We start from the raw sequence: 18,110 nt of genomic DNA, 5'->3' as shown, positions 1-18,110 counted from the left end.
TTCCACTTGCATCCGTAATCTTCGCGCTTGTGATTACATTAGATGGCACTTCCTGCGCGTGTATTATATTATTGGTCTGTAATATAATCGTGCAAACCATTGCAAATATAAGAAAAATTCTTAAACTTTTTTTCATATTTAATCATTCCCTTCTATCATCATTCTAATAATTTTAAAACCAGCATTATTCATCTATATCACTTAATATTTTTTAGACTTTTAAAAATTTCTATATTAATTGTTTCTATGTTTTCATGAGCCTTTCCAGAATCTGAAGTACCAGCCGGATATTTGTTACTCGTAACACGTTTAATATGACAGTCTCCTCCTTATCCCTGAACCTAATATCTATTGCTTCTGATACCTTGTCTATCTCATAAGACTATATCTCATTTAGCGGATATGCTCTTTCGCGGCCGTTTCCTGTCTCAATCAGTCTCCCTTTCTCTAGCCGAATACTGTAACCATTGACTCCATCCTGCAAGACAACACTGACTTCACTTATATCCTCGGGAACTTCCCCTTTAAGCTGATGGTTGATTTTCAACCTTAACCGAACATAGTGTGCCTGAAGTACGTTTATCGAGCTTAGCCGAACAGCCTGGGAGTGTCCAACATGGCAAAGAACTGAGTAGTTGCAGGCAGATGAGCTCCTCAAGTCTGTTCGGTTGAGTTTTAGAATAAGAGAGACCATGACCCTGGGGTCTCTTTTCAGACTCATCCGAAGGGCATAAATAGCATGTGGTAACTAACACGCTTTAGCTATATGCTTTTGTATAAAGGGCTTACCTTTGGAGCAAGCTTTCAGTTAGATTGAGATGGTCTTTATCCACCTCCTCAATACCTAAGCCTAAAAGAAGTGCATCTGCTGCATCCTTGTAGGCAAACTTAAACATCTGTATTGCTGAGAGCCCTCCTAAAGACGGTCTGGGTTCAGAGTTTATGTGGCTCATAAGCAAAGCGCACTGACGTTGGGTAAGCCCTTCAAAACTGGTTCCTTTAGGAAGTGCCTTTCGTATCTCTACATGGTTTTTCTCACAAGCTCCTTTTTGTTGGGATTGTCTTACATCACAGAAGTAAAGCTTCATACGATTGGTGTATGCATCAAGTGCAGATCTCTCCAGAAGTGTGTGATTAGAAAACTCCACGCCGTTATCGGTAAGCACATAACCAAAAAGTCTCAAGAAGTACGCCCTTCCTAAAAGGCGTTCCAGCTCATCGAACATATGAGCAACTTCTTCTGTCGTCTTGCTTGGAATTAGAAAAACAAGTTGGAACTTACAAGGGCGTAGATACAAGGTTAAAAGGCAGGCTTTATCGTGGATACGTCCAATAACGGTATCCATCTCACAGACGGCACTTTGTATCTCTTTATCAAGTTCAAGAAACGCTTTGTATGAGCGCTCGGGTCCGTGTGACGTACTTTTAGGTGCACATACATGTACGCGTTTCTTATATTTGACCTGACGTCTGAGATGTAGGTTACAAAGGCCAGTGTCTGCATACGTATCAATCCACCTATAGAGGGTAGAAGGCGCTACACAAAGAGCATAGGCCAAAATAATTTGTTCTGGAGAAAGTCCGCGTGAGATACCGTCTTTGGTACAACTCCAAATATATTCAAAGTCTTCTCGTGTGCTGTCTATGCCTTCTCTTGAAGATGCTAAAACAGCATGTACCTGCCTGTCTGCCGAAAAGGCTCTGTATTCAAGCTGCAGAGGTTTTCTGCAGTGATAATAAAAGTACTTACACCCATTGCATACAAAAGGCCAACCTTTAAGCCGTCTACATACATCTTCTGGCAGGACATCTAAAACCTGCCCTTTATGCGGTCCTTTTGCAACTATGCGATTTCTTTTTACTTCATCATACACGGTAGAGATTGAGCGTGATAGCACATCAGCTAAAGAGCGCAAGGTACAACTTCCACGTTTACTTAGGCTGTCTTGTATCTCCTTTCTCTCAACAAGCGTAAGCCTTACATAGCTTTTCTGCTTTGTGTGTCTGTTTTTACTCACAGCTCTAACTCCTTTGTCTTTCAAGAGATGACCCATTCATCTCTAAGAAGGATTCTCAGAGTTAGAAGAACATGTTGTGTTGAGTTTGGAATATTAAGCTAAGTGTTCGGTTGAAGTTAGAAATTAAAGGATCTTCTCCGCCTGTCGGCTGTTTGTAATGACTACCTTATTAGGATCGCTGTCATCAGCTATCTTGATGTATCCTGACGGCAGTGCAGACACCTCGTCAACTGTATACTTGATTGGCTTTCCATTCTTGTTTTTATCCAAATTGCTCCATGTGTATGTCCAGCCCTTGTCCTTGCTCAGCTCGACCTCAGGTCCGCTCTTTACGCCATCAGCATAGAGCTGCACCTTGATCTTCTCAGGTCTCTTGCCGTCCTGGTCGTTGGCATCATCCCATGCCTTGGTCACGGTGACGGAGGTCTTATCGGGGGTATAGGAGTTAGTGATGGAAGTGCCCTCTACCGTTGTAGCGTAGTTGGGAACAGCGTCTTCGGTCACGGTGTAGGTAATCTCGCTTCCGTCGGCGTTGTACTTGGCAAGGCTACTGAAGCTGTAGGTCCAGCTGCCATCGGCGGCAGGCTCAACCGTCGTGGAGTCAACCTCAGTACCGTCGGCCAGCAGACGGACGGTGATAGAGGAAGGACGAGCGCCGTCGCGGTTACCGTCATCGTCCCAGGTCTTGGTACCTGAGATCTCAACGGTCTCTTTGTTGGTGTTGGTCACGGTGAAGCCGGAGACCGCGTCGCCGGTGATGGCGGTTATGTACTTGTCTGCGTCCACACCAGAGACCCCGGCCTCGGCCACCGTATAGGCAACCTCGCTTCCGTCAGCGTTGTACTTGGCAAGGCCAGTAAAGGAGAGTCAGACCAGCTATTGCCCTCGTTGAGGGTGACGGTCTTTCCGGTGTCGGCACCGTCGGCGAGAAGGCTAACCGTAACCTCAGAGCCCGCAGGCCCAACCCACTTCTTGGTGACGGAAATCGAGACCTTCTCCGTGTTGGTGTTGGTCACGGTGAAGCCGGATGTGGCATCGCCAGAAACCTCGGAGGTATAGCCCTCAATTGGATCTTCGGAGACAGTGTAGGCAATCTCGTGGCCGTCAGGCGCGTACTGGCGCAGGCCATCGAAGCTGCCAGTCCAGCTCCCGTCCGCGTTGAGCGTGACCGTCTTGCCCGTGTCCTCGTCGTCGGCAAGCAGGTGCACGGTGACCGCGCCACCCTCGGGGCCGATCCAGGCCTTGATGACATTGACGGAGATCTTGGTCGGCTCGTCGGCAATGGTCTTGACCGCGCCGCCCGAAGGACTCACCTCAAAAACAAACTCATTGTCGTTCTCATCATAGCCAAGGGGAGGAGTTGTTTCTTTGACTTTATAAGTGCCTTGAGGAAGTACTGAGGAGACCACAGTACCGTCTGCAGCGGTAGGACCGAGTTCAAAGGTGCTGCCATCAGGTCGGGTAACCAAGAAATAAGCACCAGCAAGCGGGGCACCATTATCCTCATCAACCTTGATAATTTTAATCCTACTAGCAAGAGATCCAGAAGCTGAACCGCCGCCACCCTTACCTTTATACGTTACACTAATGGTTACTGGCTGAACTTGGTCTGCTATAAGCTTTGCACTGTTCTTCTGTGCGCTTTCTGATCCAGAAGTCAGTGTCGAATAGTAGAAAAGTATGTATTGTTTTGTCCCAATATCACCAAGATTTAACTCAAATGACCGTTTATCGGGTGCGACAGTTAGCTTATTGGTGATATCGATAACATCGCCCCAATGCGCAATTGTCGCATCTTCTCTGTATGTAACTTCTTGCAGCTTAAAAGGATATTCGGCCACATCAGTAATATATTCACCGTTATCTGTTTGAATGACATCGGAGATCTTTAAGTTAACAAGGTTAGAACCCTGCTGATTAATACGCATATTCCATTTCACAATATCAGGCTGAGAAGTTGTTCCTCCCCATTTACCCAGTAGCTCATGCACACCCGGATTTGGATTGACATGGATATTTGTAGTGACTACAGTGCCATTGATATTTACGCTTATCGGAGTAGTTGTATTAACAGTAATCTTACTTTCCTGGAAGTATGCATACAATGAAATCTTGCCGCTAACGTCATACTGATTATCAGCATTTTCATTAAATACAACATGGATTGTTCCTCCCCCATCCGAGTTGGGGTTCACTGTTGCGTGTGCAATTGATACGCCGCTTGCATTTTGTAAATCAAATTCCTTAACTGTTGCAGGATTTCTAAGGTTAATCACATCGGGAACTTGAATATCGAAATAGTCATCCTTGTGAAGGATCTCACCGGGTTTTATTTTCCAATCCATATTTATGTAGAAACCGCCACCTATTGTCATCTCTGACACGGTTTCATGACTTGCGTTTTGAATTACAAGATTAGTAATGGATGTATCGACCTCACGAGCACTTGTGGAGCCGCCTTCTCTTGCTAGCACTCGCGTAGTTTCTCCTGACATAAGGAATAATAAATGCAAGAAATACACTCGTAATGTAGTAAAACCATCTCTTCATCTGTGTTCTCCTTCTCATACGCATGCTAGCAAGCAAGCTGTTTTATATCAAATACTTTTCAGTACTTTCATGACAAACTTTTTAATAATGTCAAAATACAGTGACTCCCCCAATTGTAATGATTGCGGGTATTCTACCATTACTCCCATTACAGTTTGAGTTGACCTTCAGGGTCGACTTTTCAACACTAGGCTATGTTGAAATCTCAGGTTGCCCAGCCAGCTTGTCCTAGGATTTTGTTGGCCCGAATGAGGGTCCGTTGGCCGCCTGACTCCAGATGACCTTTCGCCCCTGCCTTTCATGAAGGCCCGGGGGTGTTGCCACTGGAGCTCGGGCGCTGCGATTCCGGCTAATGGGAACCTGCTGAGTTCTTCTACTACAGCTTGGTAATGTGGATGCCGAGACGCGGCGATTTGGACGGCCAACGAGCTTGAGAAAGAGGTTAGCACATGGCCGGCAGCAGGAAAAAGGCAACGAAAAGAACGTTATTTCCACCGACAAGATATGAGTGTTGGTTGGGAGTGAACGTAGGCAAACTCTCTCACTGGGCATATGCCATTTGTAGTGACGATGATGTGCTGTTCAGTAGATCGATTGCTAACACCAAGGAAGCCATCGATGCTCTTTTAGCAAGACTGCCGAAGCGCACATTGATTGTGGTTGACCAGCGCCGCAACATTGGTGTCTTGGTAATCAGGCGCGCAAGGGAAGCTGGTTTTGATGTTGCCTATCTACCTGGAATTGTGGAACACAAGATTGCAGCGGCAACTCCTGGCGTGGCTAAGACCGACCGTATTGACGCAGAAAACATCGCAGTTACAGCACGTGGAATGTCGCATTTATTAAGAGCTGTACCAGAAAGCTCCGCTGATGTAGATGCTGCGCGAATTTTAGCGGCGGCAAGAACCACGCTGCAGAAGTCCAAAACAGCAAATACCAATGCTCTTCGCGCTCGCATGCTTGAAAGTTGTCCATCCTTTGAGAGTGCCTGTGACTTTGCCAATACGTGGCTGGCGAAATCACTTGCTGAGGTGGGTGGCCCATGGGACATAGCAGACATCAATCTTAGTGAATGGGTCGATTGTGTCTGTGCAAACGGAGGCACTTCTGTTGCTGCAAAACGTCTTTGGACTGCAACAAAAGGTCAAAGACCTGATGAGCTTGTAGTATCTGCCGAACGAGCTTATGTGCGTGCACTCGCAAAAAGGATTTCAGAGGATTCTGAGGAGCTTGTCTGCATTGGTAAGCAAATAGAGTCAGTTTTGTCAGCTAACGATGACTACCACAACCTCAGAACCATCCCTGGTATTGGGCCTAAAACAGCTGCTCAAATTGTTATCTCAGTAAATGTGAGCGACTTATCTAATCACAACAAGCTTGCCAGCTACTGTGGTCTGGTTCCCGCTGATAACAGGTCAGGGACATCTGTTAACTGGCAAAGTCATGCCTCAGGCAACAAACAGTTAAAAAATCTACTCATGTTCTCGTGTAACTCCCTGCAGCGCTCTAAGTGTCGCTACGGTCAGTATATGAGACGATGTCTTACTCGCGGAATGACCTATCACGCAGCTCAGAAGGCAACGGCCAGAAAGAGAGTAAAGGTGATATATGCTGTACTCAGGGATAAGGTTCCCTATTCAGAAGAAATCGCTAACAGAATTCCACTCGAGTCATTAACACAGTTCTAAACCGTGTAAACACCACACTAAGAAGAGGCTGTGCTTACACGCGGCCTCCAATTACGTTTATCAAAAAAGCGGCATCTCAAAAACTGAGCGTTGACAAAACTATGGGAACATCCCCCGAAAAAGCAAGTTAAAATTAGCAAATGCTACGATGAGATGAATCCCAAAAGCAGGCGCCTTTCCAAAAAACTGTGATCGGATTTTGGAAAGGACGAGAACATGAAATTAAAAACACGCGGCTAATACTTTCAACAGGCTTGGGGAACAGATAGAACATTCCCGTGTGTAACCGAGCAGATCAGCACATTCAGGACAAATCTTATCTATCTTTGTGTCGTGATTTCTTATGGTAGTATGCCCAATCATCTCTGAAGCCATCAGCATCTCACGGTAGTACTTGTGTTCAGCAATTAGCCTTAGACATGTCACGCATCAGGACATCCGGCCATTCTCAACAGAGTAGATATCATCGGCAATCCGCAGGGTGGATGCCCGATGAGAAACGAGCGCTATCGCCTTGCCATCAGACGACTCCTTGAGTGCCTTGAGAACGACCGCTTCATTCAGACTATCTAAATTGCTCGTCGGCTCATCAAGAAGAACAAACGGCGCATCATGCAAAAATATCCGCGCAAGCCCAATCCGTTGTCGCTCCCCACCCGACAGGGTGCTTCCCAGCTCGCCAACCAGCGTGTCATATCCTTCAGGCAACGTCATGATGAACTCATCAAGTGCAGCCTTTCGGCACGCCTCCCGAACCTCTTCGTCCGTTGCGTCAAGCCGTGCGATACGGACATTATTCATAATTGAGTCATGGAATAGATCCGTATCTTGTGTCATGTAACTCTCCATGACACGCAAATTCTTGGTATTTATCTTGTTGATGTTCCTACCCGAAACGCTTACTGCGCCACCATCTGCTTCCCAAAAACGCATCAGCAATTTGAGTAGCGTGGACTTGCCGCTCCCACTCTTGCCGATAATCCCTACGATCTTACCTGGCTCAAAACGCATCGATATATCCTTGAGCACCTGTGTCCCACCATACGAGAAGGACAGCTTGTCGCAGCACGCTTCGGTAAACGATGTGGATTCCTCTCCCACAACGTCTACGGTCTCTGGAACCTCATCGAGAATATCCAACACCCTGCTGCCAGCTGCAACCGTACTCTGAAGGGTTGTCCCCAAACCAGCCAATGCTGCAACAGGTCCATAGGAGGAAAGCAGGGCGAGGACAGAAATTACAACACCAGAGAAATCTAAAGCACCTGTATCATATAGATAAAGGGAGCTGACAAGCATAAGCGCATCAAAGATCAAAATTACCGTATAAGAAATAGCTGTATTGCAACCAGTAAGCTTACTCAACGTTCCTTGAGCTGCTGCCAGTTCATCACTCATCGCATCCATCTGCGCCCGGCGTCGTTTACCCTCACCAAATTGAATTATCTCATCAAGGCCACGGATGCTCTCAAGCACAAACGATGACAGCTCACCAGATTGATGGCGGATGTCATCGCCGATAGCGCCACTGATCTTGGAGACAACAGCGGGCACCAGCACTCCAACCGCTAGAAACGCAACAAATGCCAGTAGTCCCAGCAAAGGATTGAAGCTACCAATGAATAGGCACATTACGGTCTCAGTCAGAATGGCAATACATATCGGTGAGATGGTGTGTGCATAAAAAACCTCTAAGAGCTCCACGTCAGAGGTGATGAGTGAAACAAGGTCACCTTTATCCCTACCTTCAAGTTTTGCTGGACATAGTCTCCTTAATGCCTGAAACACTTTGTCTCGTATGATCGCAAGTAGTGTAAAGGCAATGTAGTGATTCGTCTTTTGCTCGATATAGCGCAAAACAGCACGAAAAAACGCCAGCAAGGGCAGAAGCACGAATATCGTGCCAAGGGGAAAAGGTGTTTTGTAACCAAGTGCGGCGAGTAGCGCATAGCCACCAAGCACTGGTATAAATTGCACCACTAAGAACGCAAATGTTCCCGCAACTACAGCAAGGCACATATGTCCTGTCAATGGTCTTACCAGGCCAAGCATCTGTAGGAGAACCCCAACTTTGCTTCTCTTTTTCATTGTGCGGCCTCCAATCCATAGGATTCGAGTTCTAGTTGGGTACGCCAGAGATGTTCATAGACATCGCATGTCTTTATAAGCTTTTCATGAGTACCCGAGCCGACAAGATTGCCGCCGTCCAGTACGTAAATGCAGTCAGCATGTTTGATATTTGCAAGTCGATGAGAAATCATGATGATGGTCTTGGTGTTCCGCATTGCAAAGACGCGTGACAAAACCACCTGTTCGCTTTCGATATCAATGCTGCTAGTTGCCTCATCAAGCACCAAAACTGGCGCGTCATGCAATATCGCTCGCGCAAGGGCAAGTCTTTGGCGCTGTCCACCGGAAAGATTCTTTGCTTCCTCAAGAATGAGTGTGTCCAAGCCCTGCTCACCTAAAAGAAAGTCCTTGAGTTCGCATTCCTCGAGCACTTGCCACAATTCTGCGTCGGTTGCGATACGTTTGGCCACAAGAAGATTCTCTCGAACACTGCCCTTAAACAACCTGCTGCTATGGCTAATGTACGTTAGAGTGTTCATAAGTAACGGAGTCGCCACGTCAGTCACAACTGTGCCCCCAACCGTCACGCTCCCTGTTTGAGGCACCGCTCGCCCCATCAACAGCGCCGCAAGCGTTGACTTTCCCGAGCCACTCTCACCCACAATGCCGATAAAGTTGTTCTCAGGTGCGCGTAGACTAACCCCGTGAAGAACTTCTCGCCCTGTGTTGTAGGAGAAATGTACTTTGTCAAAGACGACGGTATAGTCTTCACCGATTGTCTTTTCCGCCTGCTCGGGCTCGGGCAGATCCAGGAAGTGAAAAATCTTGTCGCTTGCCGCAAGTCCATTCATCGCCACGTGAAAGTAGCTGCCCAGCCTACGCATGGGAAGAAAAAAGTCTGCGGAGAGCAGAATCATAAAGAGACAGCTCGCCAAGCCAATGCTGCCAGCCGCAAACGCATGGCAGGCAACGAGCATTCCAAGTGCAGCACCACCATATGCAAAGAAATCCATGATGATAATGGAGTTCAGCTGCATACTGAGCACCTTCATCGTTACAAAACGAAAGTGTTCGGACTCCTTGTTCATCTCCTGATTTTTGAACTCGTCAGCTTGATAGACTTTGAGCGTGGTCATGCCCTGTAAGTTCTCAAGGAAGGTGTTGCCAAGCTGCGTATACTGTCCCCAGTACTTGGCAAGAAGCTTTTTTGCCAGCTTCTGCACCATCACGATGGCTCCAGGAATCAGCGGTACGCACACAAGAAGGACTATCGCCGCATACCAGCTTCCTGCAAAACCAAACAGAAAGAACAGCGTGATTGGTGCGAAAAATGCATAAAAGAACTGCGGCATGTATCGACCGAAATAGCTCTCCAGCTGGTCAACACCCTCTACGGACTCTTGAACTATCTCTGCAGTGTTCACCTGTTCCACATAGCGACTGCCCAGTATCAACAACTTGTCATAGATAAGGTCACGCAACCTGCGCTTGACTGTCTTTGATGCGCGCCAACTTGCTTCTTCGGCAAGCCTGTCTGTAAAGAAGCGCACAACAATGGTCACCGTGATAAGTGCAAGGACTCTGGGCAGCGCCACCATCCCCCACTCGTGTGTGTAAAAGCGCTCAATCGTAACCGCAAAAACAGCAATCATCACAGCATTACAAATCAAGTTTACCCACTGAAGCAGTACGTTAGCTACGATGTGTTTCCGACTCTCAGGACAGAGCTCAATCAGTCTCTTATCAAACATGCATACCTTTTCCTATGCCAGCTTCAGTAAATTGTTAGCTTTACCTAATCAATGAATGCTATCACACTGTCATTAGTTTTCTTCCGCCTCAAAAGGGACATCGTGCGAGACATATTGTGCGAAAAGCACCGCGCAACACTCGTAGAATTTTTAGGAAGCAATTTCTTGTATGTCTTCTGTGTGCATAGGATATGGGCTGTTCAGCAGCCTTATTGCTGAATAAAACACAGATCAGACGAGGTCCCTACCGCTCGCCTATGGCTCCTTGACATCTTTCTCGAACGCTGCAGAGAATGAGAGAGTACCTATCTACCAGTCCCCATCCATCCGCGCAAACGAATGCTTGCACGATGGCACGAGAGGAAGGATAAGCATGGCAACATTCACCACAAACGACGGCGTCAGTATCTATTACGAGGTCACAGGGTCGGGACCTGCACTTTTCATGCTGCCAGGCTGGACCTGCAGCACAAAGTTCTGGATGCACAATGTGCCAGAGCTCTCAAAGCACTTCACCGTCGTGACCATGGATATGCGCGGGCACGGCGAGTCCGAGAAAGTCATGCACAGTCACCGCATCTCTCGCTATGCAATGGATGTAAAGAACTTGCTCGACCACCTCGATATCGACGGCGTTACCGTGCTCGGTTGGTCGATGGGAGCCTCAATCCTGTGGAGTTATATCGAGCTTTTCGGTAACTACCGCCTCAAGGGCCTCATCTGCGTCGACCAGTCGCCCGCGCAGTACACTGGTCCCGACTGGCAGTGGGGTCAAAAAGGCTGCTACGACGTCGAGATGTTCATCCGCACCTGCATGGCAGCACAATATGATCCCGAGGGCGCTGCAGCAGGTCTGGTTGACGCCTGCCTTAACGGCACCGCCTCAGGCGAAGATGCTGCTCTTCTTACCTCGGAGATCTGCAAGTGCCCGCCCTACGTGCGTATCGAGATCATGCGCGACCACACCAATCTTGACTGGCGCGACTTCATTCCTCAGATTAAGCTACCCACAATGGTTTGCGTCGCGCGTAAAAGCAACGTGTTCGACTGGCACGGCAGTGCATGGGTCGGTGAAAACATCCCAGGCGCTAAGACCGTGTTTTTCGAAGAATCAGGTCACATGCTCTTCTGGATGGAGTCCGAGAAATTCAACACAACAGTAACCGAATTTGTGAAGTCAATTCAATAGCACCGTAGCGTGGCTTGTATCGTTCTTGTGCTTGAGCATGACGAGGAAATGTGCTTGGGCCAAGTTTTCTGGCAAAGACCACACCTACGTCAGCTTCGCCACCCACAGAAAGTCTAGGTCGACGGAATACTATAGACAGTTCCAGTCGCCACGTAAACCAGGGATCAAAGCGCATGTGCTCTGATCCCTGGTTTCTTGTCAGGTCGATTAAATTTCTATGAAGTACGTACGCAAAGCGTCTGGAGTTTTGTCGCAAAGTCAGCAACCTCGTCGCTCTGAACCACCACAACCGGGCGTGCCTTGCTGGCATAGCTGTCATCACGAAGCATCCACACCTCTCCCCGTCTCACCTCATCGCCTCCAAAGCCATGCGCGTGGCAAAGTCTGTCGCCTCGGTCTCATCCTCGAACGGCTCCACCGAAACGGGATCACGGAGACGGACATCGTAGGGAAAGCCGCCGCATTCATTGAAGCTATAGATGAATACGCGGATGGCATCCGCCGGCGTGGTTCCCAGCCTGCGCGTGGTCTCGCGGAAGATCTCTGCTTGGTCGTCCTCGACCCGGGTTGCGAACTGCGTGCGTTCCATCTTCTCTCCTCAACAATATTCAACATATTGCTTAGTATTATACCATTCTGCCAACTCTTGCTGCCTCATAAACTCCCTCTGTGACGTGTTGTTATCCTTTTACTGTTCGTTGAGGAGACTCATCTTTAGTGTTTGGCACTACAACTTTTTAGGATCACGCACACAATCTAATGTCAGGAAAACTAGTTTTAAACTGGTATTTTTTGGCTTTTAGCTTAACTTGACAAGGGAGTCTTTGAGTTTGAAATTCAACCATGTAAAGTTGGTTTAATGACAAGCAAGCTACTGGCAAGAAGTGATGCTGCTACGCATATCCCTTACATCATACGTTATGTAGCACCACCCCAAGCTCACACCTGGGGTGGTGCTGTAGCTAGACATAGACATAATCCACAAGAAGGCAATCTCTGCTTGAATTATCTCTCATCAAAGCTATACGACGTAACAACCCTACAGGTCATACTTTGACCTCATGCGCATTACAAGATCTGATGCATCACGGAACTCTCCGCGCGCAAAAGCTTCATCCGCTTCTAAAACGCGGGCGCGAAAATCTTTCTCCGAACCAAGTGTAAGCGGGTCTTTTGGCACAGCAACGATCTCAACACGCTTGCCATCTGACAGGAAACTTACCTGTTCCCCCACTCCAACACCAAGAATATCTCTCATGACTTTTGGCAATGTGACCTGCCCTGTTTGTGTGATGGTGGTCGATGCAATTGGCATGATTTTCTCACTTCCTCACAGCAATGGGGTGACACCTCACTATTAATATTAATAGTGAGGTGTATTCAGAGCACCTAGAAAGGTGTCAAATCTTGGTATTTACACAGACTGCACAGCCTTTAACGTCAATCGTAATGCTCCCTGTTAGACCAGATTTAACGCAGAGCATATTTTCTTAGCTAAAAAATATCTGACCCTACTTGCATAGTGTTTAACGACCTCCGAAAAACGTAGCAAGTTCTAAACTCTAAACCGCCATAGCGTCCCACATACGTGGTATACTTGATAGACAGCCATTGCATCATAAGGGGGCGTTATGACTACCTGCATACCTATGAGGGCACTAAAAAATACAGCACAGTTTGCACAAACAGTACAAGACGCTGCTGAGCCAGTAATCATCACAAATAACGGGCGCGAGACAATGATAGTCATGACGCCCGAGTACTATGAGGCACTAAAAATGGAATCCGCTCGCACCGAGCTCTACCAAAACATTGCCCTCGCTGAAGCTGATATCGCCGCTGGTAAAGTGAGCGACGCGCAAGAGTCTCTCTCTACCCTAAGGCTTCATTATGGCTTGTAAGGTCTATTTTACTCACGAAGCTGAAATGGATATCGAAAGTATCGTACGCTATATGCTGCATAGCCTCGCCAGTTCAGCTGCTGCCAGTGATTTTCTCAACAAACTAGACACTGTGGTAGAACAAATCGCGGAGCATCCGCTGATGTATCCCCTGTCTACCGAGCCACGTCTAACTGCAATGGGATACCACAAAACGCTCATTAATCGATATATCTTGCTTTATCGCATGAACGGCAATGACGTGGTAGTTGCTCATGTTTTTCATAGCAGTCAAAACTATGCAAAGTTGGTTTAACGACGAGCAAGCTGTTGACAAGGAGCGAGTCACACTTGAGCTACTAACAATGTGACAAAAGCCACAAACTTCTTCAAGCAGCACGGTTCTGCTTGTCAAACGCCACGGATTCTTTCAATCGAAGCAGCCCTACGTGCCAAACGCCACGTTCTGTTTCAGAAAAAATGTCAAAAGCCACGTTCTATTTCAAAGGACCTGACGTTTGCGCAGGTAAATTTTTTGGGCGTGAAGAGATACGTGGCTTTTGGCTAAAAAAGTGAAGTAAAACGTGGCGTTTGGCATCTGGTGTGAAACGGAGTGTGGCGTTTGGCATCTGGTGTGAAACAGAACGTGGCTTTTGGCGCTCGGTATGAAATGAAGTGTGACTTCTGCCACACTACCCCGAGAGCAAAACAGGCCAGCAGCGAATCCGCTGACCTGAAACATTCATGGTCGGGTTGACTGGATTTGAACCAGCGACCTCTCGGTCCCGAACCGAGCGCTCTACCAAGCTGAGCCACAACCCGATTTGCGAAAAGGTATTTTAGCAGACTTCTACCTCGCGCGGAGCAGCGAAGCTGGTCGCATAGGACCACCATCCTCGTTTTTCCGCATCAGCGGCAATTTGCGACGCCGCCTCATGCGTCTCACAAGGCGCAAAAATACAACTTCCCGACCCTGTCACCAGCGCCGTTATAACGCCTTCCTGTGCCAACAGCCACTCTTTTGCCAATGCATCTTCTGGCAAAAGCCGACACGCCACCAGATCCAAATTGTTGGCAAGCAGAGCCAGCACCTGATCCATATCTCCTGCCCGCAGCGCCACGCGCATACCCTCGAGATCACCACACACTGGCGGCTCGCGATCAAAATCCGCATAAGCCTCAACCGTGGATACGCCATCTTTGGGCTTTACCAATACCACGGGCTGCGCTGGCAAATCCGCGTAGCTCTCTTGCAGCACGTCTCCTGCACCAGCTAAATACGACGGCCGCGGATTCAAGAAAAACGGTACGTCCGCACCAATGCGACGTGCCACGGACACTACACGCGAATCATCTACCGCAACACCCCAAAGTGCACAGAGTACTCGCAGCGTACCACCCGCATCAGACGATGATCCACCAAGCCCTGCTCGCATAGGAATTTCTCGCCGAACATGCACGTCTACCAGCGGTTCCACGCCCAATGCTTCAGCCAGCAAAAGTACTGCTTTTCCTACATTGCTTCGCTCGGCAGGCACACCTACGCTAGGCTCCACAGCCACTGACAAAGTATCTGCTTGGCGCACACACACCTCGTCATACAACGCAAGCGCCGCCATTACCGAATCCACACGGTGATAGCGACGCTCATCTAGCTCAGTGTGCACACCCAAATATAAGTTGACCTTGGCAGGCGTAAACACCCTCACGCAACTCTCGCTCGTGCGCGCCAAGTCACCCATAGCTACTCTTCCTCAGGAAGCGCGTACTCCAAAAGACGCTCGCCTGTAGTCGGATCATACAGCTCGACTGTTCCCGTCAACACATCAACATACTGATATGACTGACGAGCAGTACGACCACGACGCTCCTCAACTTCAATCACAAAAAGCGAAGGATGCACGTGCAGCAAGGTGCCCGTGCGTTCAATAATGCGCGAACGACCCATATTGGCACGCACGCGCAAACGCTGACCTTGCAATGTAGCAAGAGCTTCCTTGATTTGATCAACTCTGTTTGCGGAAGGGACCTCGTTATCCACCATGTTCCTCCATCAACGAAGGCGGATGCCTTCGCATACTTTTGGCTATTTACATGCGAACCTGTATTCTACCGCGCCTTTTACATGTTCACGAAAAAGATGGACGTAGACTATCCGCTCTCCAATACCACTGCATGAGCCGTCCGCAACAACTAGCACCACAGCCGCGCTATACTCAGCCCGACAGACTTTATACGAAAGGACAACTATGGACACACTGCACGCAGAGCGCATCTCCGCAGTCAAGCAAAACCTCGCTGCGATGAAGCTCTCCCAAGCACTCATTTGTGACCCGCTTTCCATCTGGTATCTCACGGGTTACTATACCGAGCCTTTCGAGCGCTTCTTGGCACTCTATCTGGGCATAAACAAGCAAAACCAGCAATCCGATACGCTTTTTTGCAACGCCCTCTTCCCCGATGCAAGCTCATGCTTTGATCACGTTGTGACCTTCTCGGATACCGACGACCCCATCCCCTTAGTTGCCGCCGCTTGTGATTCCACCTGCCCGCTTGGTATAGACAAAATGCTCACCGCGCACTGGCTATTACCCCTCATTGATACCCAGGCAGCCACTGGTTTTCGCCTTGCATCTGAAGCGGTTGATGCTGCACGCTCCATTAAGGATGCCTCCGAACAAAACCTCATGCGCGAAGCCTCTCGTGTCAACGATGAGGCGATGTCATGGTTAGCGGCACAAGTGCACCCCGGTGTTACCGAGCGCCAAATTGCCGCTGGTCTGCTTGGTGAATATCGACGTCTCGGAGCTGAAGACCACTCATTTACGCCTATTGTAAGCTTCGGTGCAAATGCTGCGGATCCTCATCACGAACCAGACGATACGGTTTATCAGACTGGTGATATGGTGCTTTTTGATGTGGGCTGCAAGCGCAATTGGTACTGCTCGGATATGACGCGTGTCTTTTTTACCACCCAACCCAGCGAGCGTCAGTTGCTGGTATACAACACTGTGCGTCGCGCAAACGAAGCTGCCGCCGCCATTGTCAAACCCGGCGTCACCTTTGCCGAAATTGATCTCACAGCGCGTAAGGTCATCGAAGAGGCCGGCTTTGGCCCCTACTTCACGCATCGTTTGGGCCATCAGATTGGCTTGCAGGATCACGAACCGGGAGACGTTTCTGCATCTCACAATGAGCCAGTCCAAGTGGGACAGTGTTTCTCTATCGAGCCGGGTATTTATATTCCGGGCGAGATTGGTGTTCGCATAGAGGATTTGGTCATTGTCACTGAGGATGGTTGCGAGGTTATCAATCACTATCCGCACGACGTGCAGATTCTCTCGGTTTAGCCAAAAATCCTTTCGTAAAGAAAAACTAACGGGCTTATCAAAGGTATCAATAAGCCCATTTTTCTTGTTCTTTACGTTTACGCGTGTCTCGTTTACATCGTCTATAGTTGCGAGGCCAGATGATCCAGTGCGCGTCGCCGATGTGAAATGGCGTTTTTCTCATCTGCTGTAAGCTCAGCCATAGTTTTGCCTGGCGTGTCATCTGGGAAGAAGAGCGGATCATAACCAAAACCGCCGTCACCACGTTCCTCGTAACCCACCCAACCAGGGCAATCACCGTCACCAGACAAAATCTGACGACGACCATCATCGGCATCTCTTACCAAAACAACGGTTGAATGAAAGTGAGCTCGCCTGTTTTCATTGGAAACATTTGCTAGCTCACGCAGCATCTTTGCATTGTTTGCCGCATCATCACCATGCACACCTGCCCAACGAGCTGAGTGAATGCCAGGCGCCCCACCTAGTGCGTCCACACACAGACCCGAATCATCCGCCACGGCATACTCGAGGCCCGTCTCATCTAATGCGGCGCGTGCCTTGATCATCGCGTTGTCAAAAAACGTATCTCCATCCTCAATGGGATCGGGAAAATCTCCTAGGTCTCCCAGTGCCACAAAGCGCATTCCTGGCATCATGGGCGAAAGAATTGCCTCTATCTCGGTTAATTTATGCGCGTTTCCCGTCGCAACCACCACGGTTTTTGACGAAGGCAGCTCAGAAATACGAATGCGCGCCATACATGCCCTTCCAAATTTAACGGCACCATAATGCCACAAACAACAAACAACCAGCAGTGTTCTGCGCTGGCGACCCAAACAAAGCCAAAGTATAATGCGTCTCCTGCGGCTGGTCTTCTTTTTAAGCAATAAACCGCAACGATACCGTTACATCAAATTGGGCAATGCGGATGGATATTTGAGCCTCCACAGCACTACGCCACTCACTTCCACAGACAGTGCGATAGCGTCCCTAGCCTCCGCAAACGATTCAATACCGTCGCAAGCCTTTCACAAACGGCCGCATCGTCCCCAACCCCCACAAACGGTTCAAAACCGTCCCCGCCCTCCGCAGACGGTTCAAAAGCGTCGCTCTGCTTCCACAAAAGTGCTGCTCAATTTTTTACTGAGGGTGCTTTATGAACCCGTCTTCCCTTTAATGCAGGCGGTTCAAAACCGTACCAAACGACTCGAGAAAGTGCAGGTAAATTTTCTTCCGAGGATGTATCTTGAACCCTCTGCAGGGAAAAGGACGTTTATTGAACCGCCTGCAGGTAAAAAGGTGCTTCTTGAACCCGTTGTAGCCACTTTTCCACAGACGGTTCAAAACCGTATCAAACGACTCGAGAAACCCCAGATAAAAATTAGCGCGAGGGCGCATATTGAACCCGATGTGGGTTGAAAGGCGCTTATTGAACTGCCTGTAGGGAAATGCGAGTAAAAGGGCGCATTGTGAACCGCCTGCGGCAATGGCGGGCAAGCGCGCCTTGCGATCCCAGCGCCCAAACCAATCCGCCTACAAAAAACCCGAGACCGCAGGGGTCTCGGGCACATCAGACATCTGGTGGGCGATGAGGGATTTGAACCCCCGACCTTGTGCGTGTAAAGCACCTGC

At 48.7% G+C, this 18,110-nt stretch carries 16 protein-coding genes and 1 tRNA gene; 6 read left to right on the top strand and 11 right to left on the bottom strand.

All coding sequences use genetic code 11. The annotated features are described in order from the left end of the window. Positions 1-785 precede the first annotated feature (785 nt). The 3 genes from ACO5JD_RS08910 to ACO5JD_RS08900 all read right to left on the bottom strand — a co-directional run bounded on the left by ACO5JD_RS08910 (position 786) and on the right by ACO5JD_RS08900 (position 4,492). The gene (locus ACO5JD_RS08910; protein ID WP_484989273.1) at positions 786-2,018 is read right to left on the bottom strand and encodes an IS30 family transposase; all 1,233 of its coding nucleotides are present in this window, start codon (positions 2,016-2,018) and stop codon (positions 786-788) included. A 123-nt stretch (positions 2,019-2,141) separates the two neighbouring features. Further along, positions 2,142-2,828, bottom strand: coding sequence for a Cna B-type domain-containing protein (locus ACO5JD_RS08905; RefSeq protein WP_484989271.1), 687 nt, complete (start codon positions 2,826-2,828; stop codon positions 2,142-2,144). Then, complete coding sequence (locus ACO5JD_RS08900) at positions 2,783-4,492, bottom strand: Cna B-type domain-containing protein (RefSeq protein WP_484989269.1); 1,710 nt, start codon at positions 4,490-4,492, stop codon at positions 2,783-2,785. The genes ACO5JD_RS08905 and ACO5JD_RS08900 overlap by 46 nt, the downstream gene beginning before the upstream one ends. Before the next feature lie 597 nt (positions 4,493-5,089). On the opposite strand from ACO5JD_RS08900, the gene ACO5JD_RS08895 reads away from it, so the two are divergent. Beyond that, positions 5,090-6,256: an IS110 family RNA-guided transposase gene (locus ACO5JD_RS08895; protein WP_484989267.1), complete on the top strand. Its 1,167-nt coding sequence runs from the start codon at positions 5,090-5,092 to the stop codon at positions 6,254-6,256. Positions 6,257-6,685: 429 nt separating this feature from the next. Here the strand turns inward: ACO5JD_RS08895 and ACO5JD_RS08890 are convergent, their stop codons facing one another. Both ACO5JD_RS08890 and ACO5JD_RS08885 read right to left on the bottom strand, forming a co-directional pair. After that, positions 6,686-8,308, bottom strand: coding sequence for an amino acid ABC transporter ATP-binding/permease protein (locus tag ACO5JD_RS08890; protein ID WP_484989265.1), 1,623 nt, complete (start codon positions 8,306-8,308; stop codon positions 6,686-6,688). A 32-nt stretch (positions 8,309-8,340) separates the two neighbouring features. Next, complete coding sequence (locus tag ACO5JD_RS08885) at positions 8,341-10,077, bottom strand: ABC transporter ATP-binding protein/permease (RefSeq protein WP_484989263.1); 1,737 nt, start codon at positions 10,075-10,077, stop codon at positions 8,341-8,343. A gap of 373 nt (positions 10,078-10,450) precedes the next feature. On the opposite strand from ACO5JD_RS08885, the gene ACO5JD_RS08880 reads away from it, so the two are divergent. Next, a complete protein-coding gene (locus ACO5JD_RS08880) occupies positions 10,451-11,266 on the top strand; it encodes an alpha/beta fold hydrolase (protein ID WP_484989261.1) in 816 nt (271 codons plus the stop codon). Between the two features lie 346 nt (positions 11,267-11,612). Here ACO5JD_RS08880 and ACO5JD_RS08875 read toward each other — a convergent pair whose 3' ends face one another. Further along, positions 11,613-11,855: a hypothetical protein gene (locus tag ACO5JD_RS08875; protein WP_021626337.1), complete on the bottom strand. Its 243-nt coding sequence runs from the start codon at positions 11,853-11,855 to the stop codon at positions 11,613-11,615. A gap of 450 nt (positions 11,856-12,305) precedes the next feature. After that, positions 12,306-12,524: a hypothetical protein gene (locus ACO5JD_RS08870; protein ID WP_484989259.1), complete on the bottom strand. Its 219-nt coding sequence runs from the start codon at positions 12,522-12,524 to the stop codon at positions 12,306-12,308. A gap of 373 nt (positions 12,525-12,897) precedes the next feature. Between ACO5JD_RS08870 and ACO5JD_RS08865 the strand changes: the two genes are divergently transcribed. Continuing rightward, a complete protein-coding gene (locus ACO5JD_RS08865; RefSeq protein WP_035438676.1) occupies positions 12,898-13,167 on the top strand; it encodes a type II toxin-antitoxin system Phd/YefM family antitoxin in 270 nt (89 codons plus the stop codon). Beyond that, a complete protein-coding gene (locus ACO5JD_RS08860; protein ID WP_484989257.1) occupies positions 13,157-13,462 on the top strand; it encodes a type II toxin-antitoxin system RelE/ParE family toxin in 306 nt (101 codons plus the stop codon). The genes ACO5JD_RS08865 and ACO5JD_RS08860 overlap by 11 nt, the downstream gene beginning before the upstream one ends. Positions 13,463-13,891: 429 nt before the next feature. Here the strand turns inward: ACO5JD_RS08860 and ACO5JD_RS08855 are convergent. The 3 genes from ACO5JD_RS08855 to ACO5JD_RS08845 all read right to left on the bottom strand — a co-directional run bounded on the left by ACO5JD_RS08855 (position 13,892) and on the right by ACO5JD_RS08845 (position 15,187). Next, positions 13,892-13,968, bottom strand: a tRNA-Pro gene (locus ACO5JD_RS08855). A 17-nt stretch (positions 13,969-13,985) separates the two neighbouring features. Beyond that, positions 13,986-14,888, bottom strand: coding sequence for a 4-(cytidine 5'-diphospho)-2-C-methyl-D-erythritol kinase (locus tag ACO5JD_RS08850; RefSeq protein ID WP_484989255.1), 903 nt, complete (start codon positions 14,886-14,888; stop codon positions 13,986-13,988). A gap of 2 nt (positions 14,889-14,890) precedes the next feature. Then, entirely contained in the window at positions 14,891-15,187 is a 297-nt protein-coding gene (locus ACO5JD_RS08845) for a Veg family protein (RefSeq protein WP_484989253.1), read from the bottom strand. A 208-nt stretch (positions 15,188-15,395) separates the two neighbouring features. On the opposite strand from ACO5JD_RS08845, the gene ACO5JD_RS08840 reads away from it, so the two are divergent. After that, complete coding sequence (locus ACO5JD_RS08840) at positions 15,396-16,496, top strand: M24 family metallopeptidase (RefSeq protein WP_484989251.1); 1,101 nt, start codon at positions 15,396-15,398, stop codon at positions 16,494-16,496. A gap of 101 nt (positions 16,497-16,597) precedes the next feature. On the opposite strand, the gene rdgB is transcribed toward ACO5JD_RS08840, so the two are convergent. Continuing rightward, positions 16,598-17,236 (bottom strand): RdgB/HAM1 family non-canonical purine NTP pyrophosphatase, encoded by a 639-nt coding sequence (gene rdgB, locus ACO5JD_RS08835; RefSeq protein WP_484989249.1) that lies wholly within the window; start codon positions 17,234-17,236, stop codon positions 16,598-16,600. A 418-nt stretch (positions 17,237-17,654) separates the two neighbouring features. Between rdgB and ACO5JD_RS08830 the strand changes: the two genes are divergently transcribed. Next, positions 17,655-17,897 carry a hypothetical protein gene (locus tag ACO5JD_RS08830; RefSeq protein WP_484989247.1) on the top strand — a complete coding sequence of 81 codons (243 nt, stop codon included), beginning with the start codon at positions 17,655-17,657 and terminating at the stop codon, positions 17,895-17,897. The last annotated feature ends 213 nt before the right edge of the window (positions 17,898-18,110 follow it).

It is taken from the genome of Olegusella sp., assembly GCF_057238325.1.
Note: the sequence above shows the minus strand (reverse complement) of the source record. Positions and strands in the feature narration are given on the sequence as shown.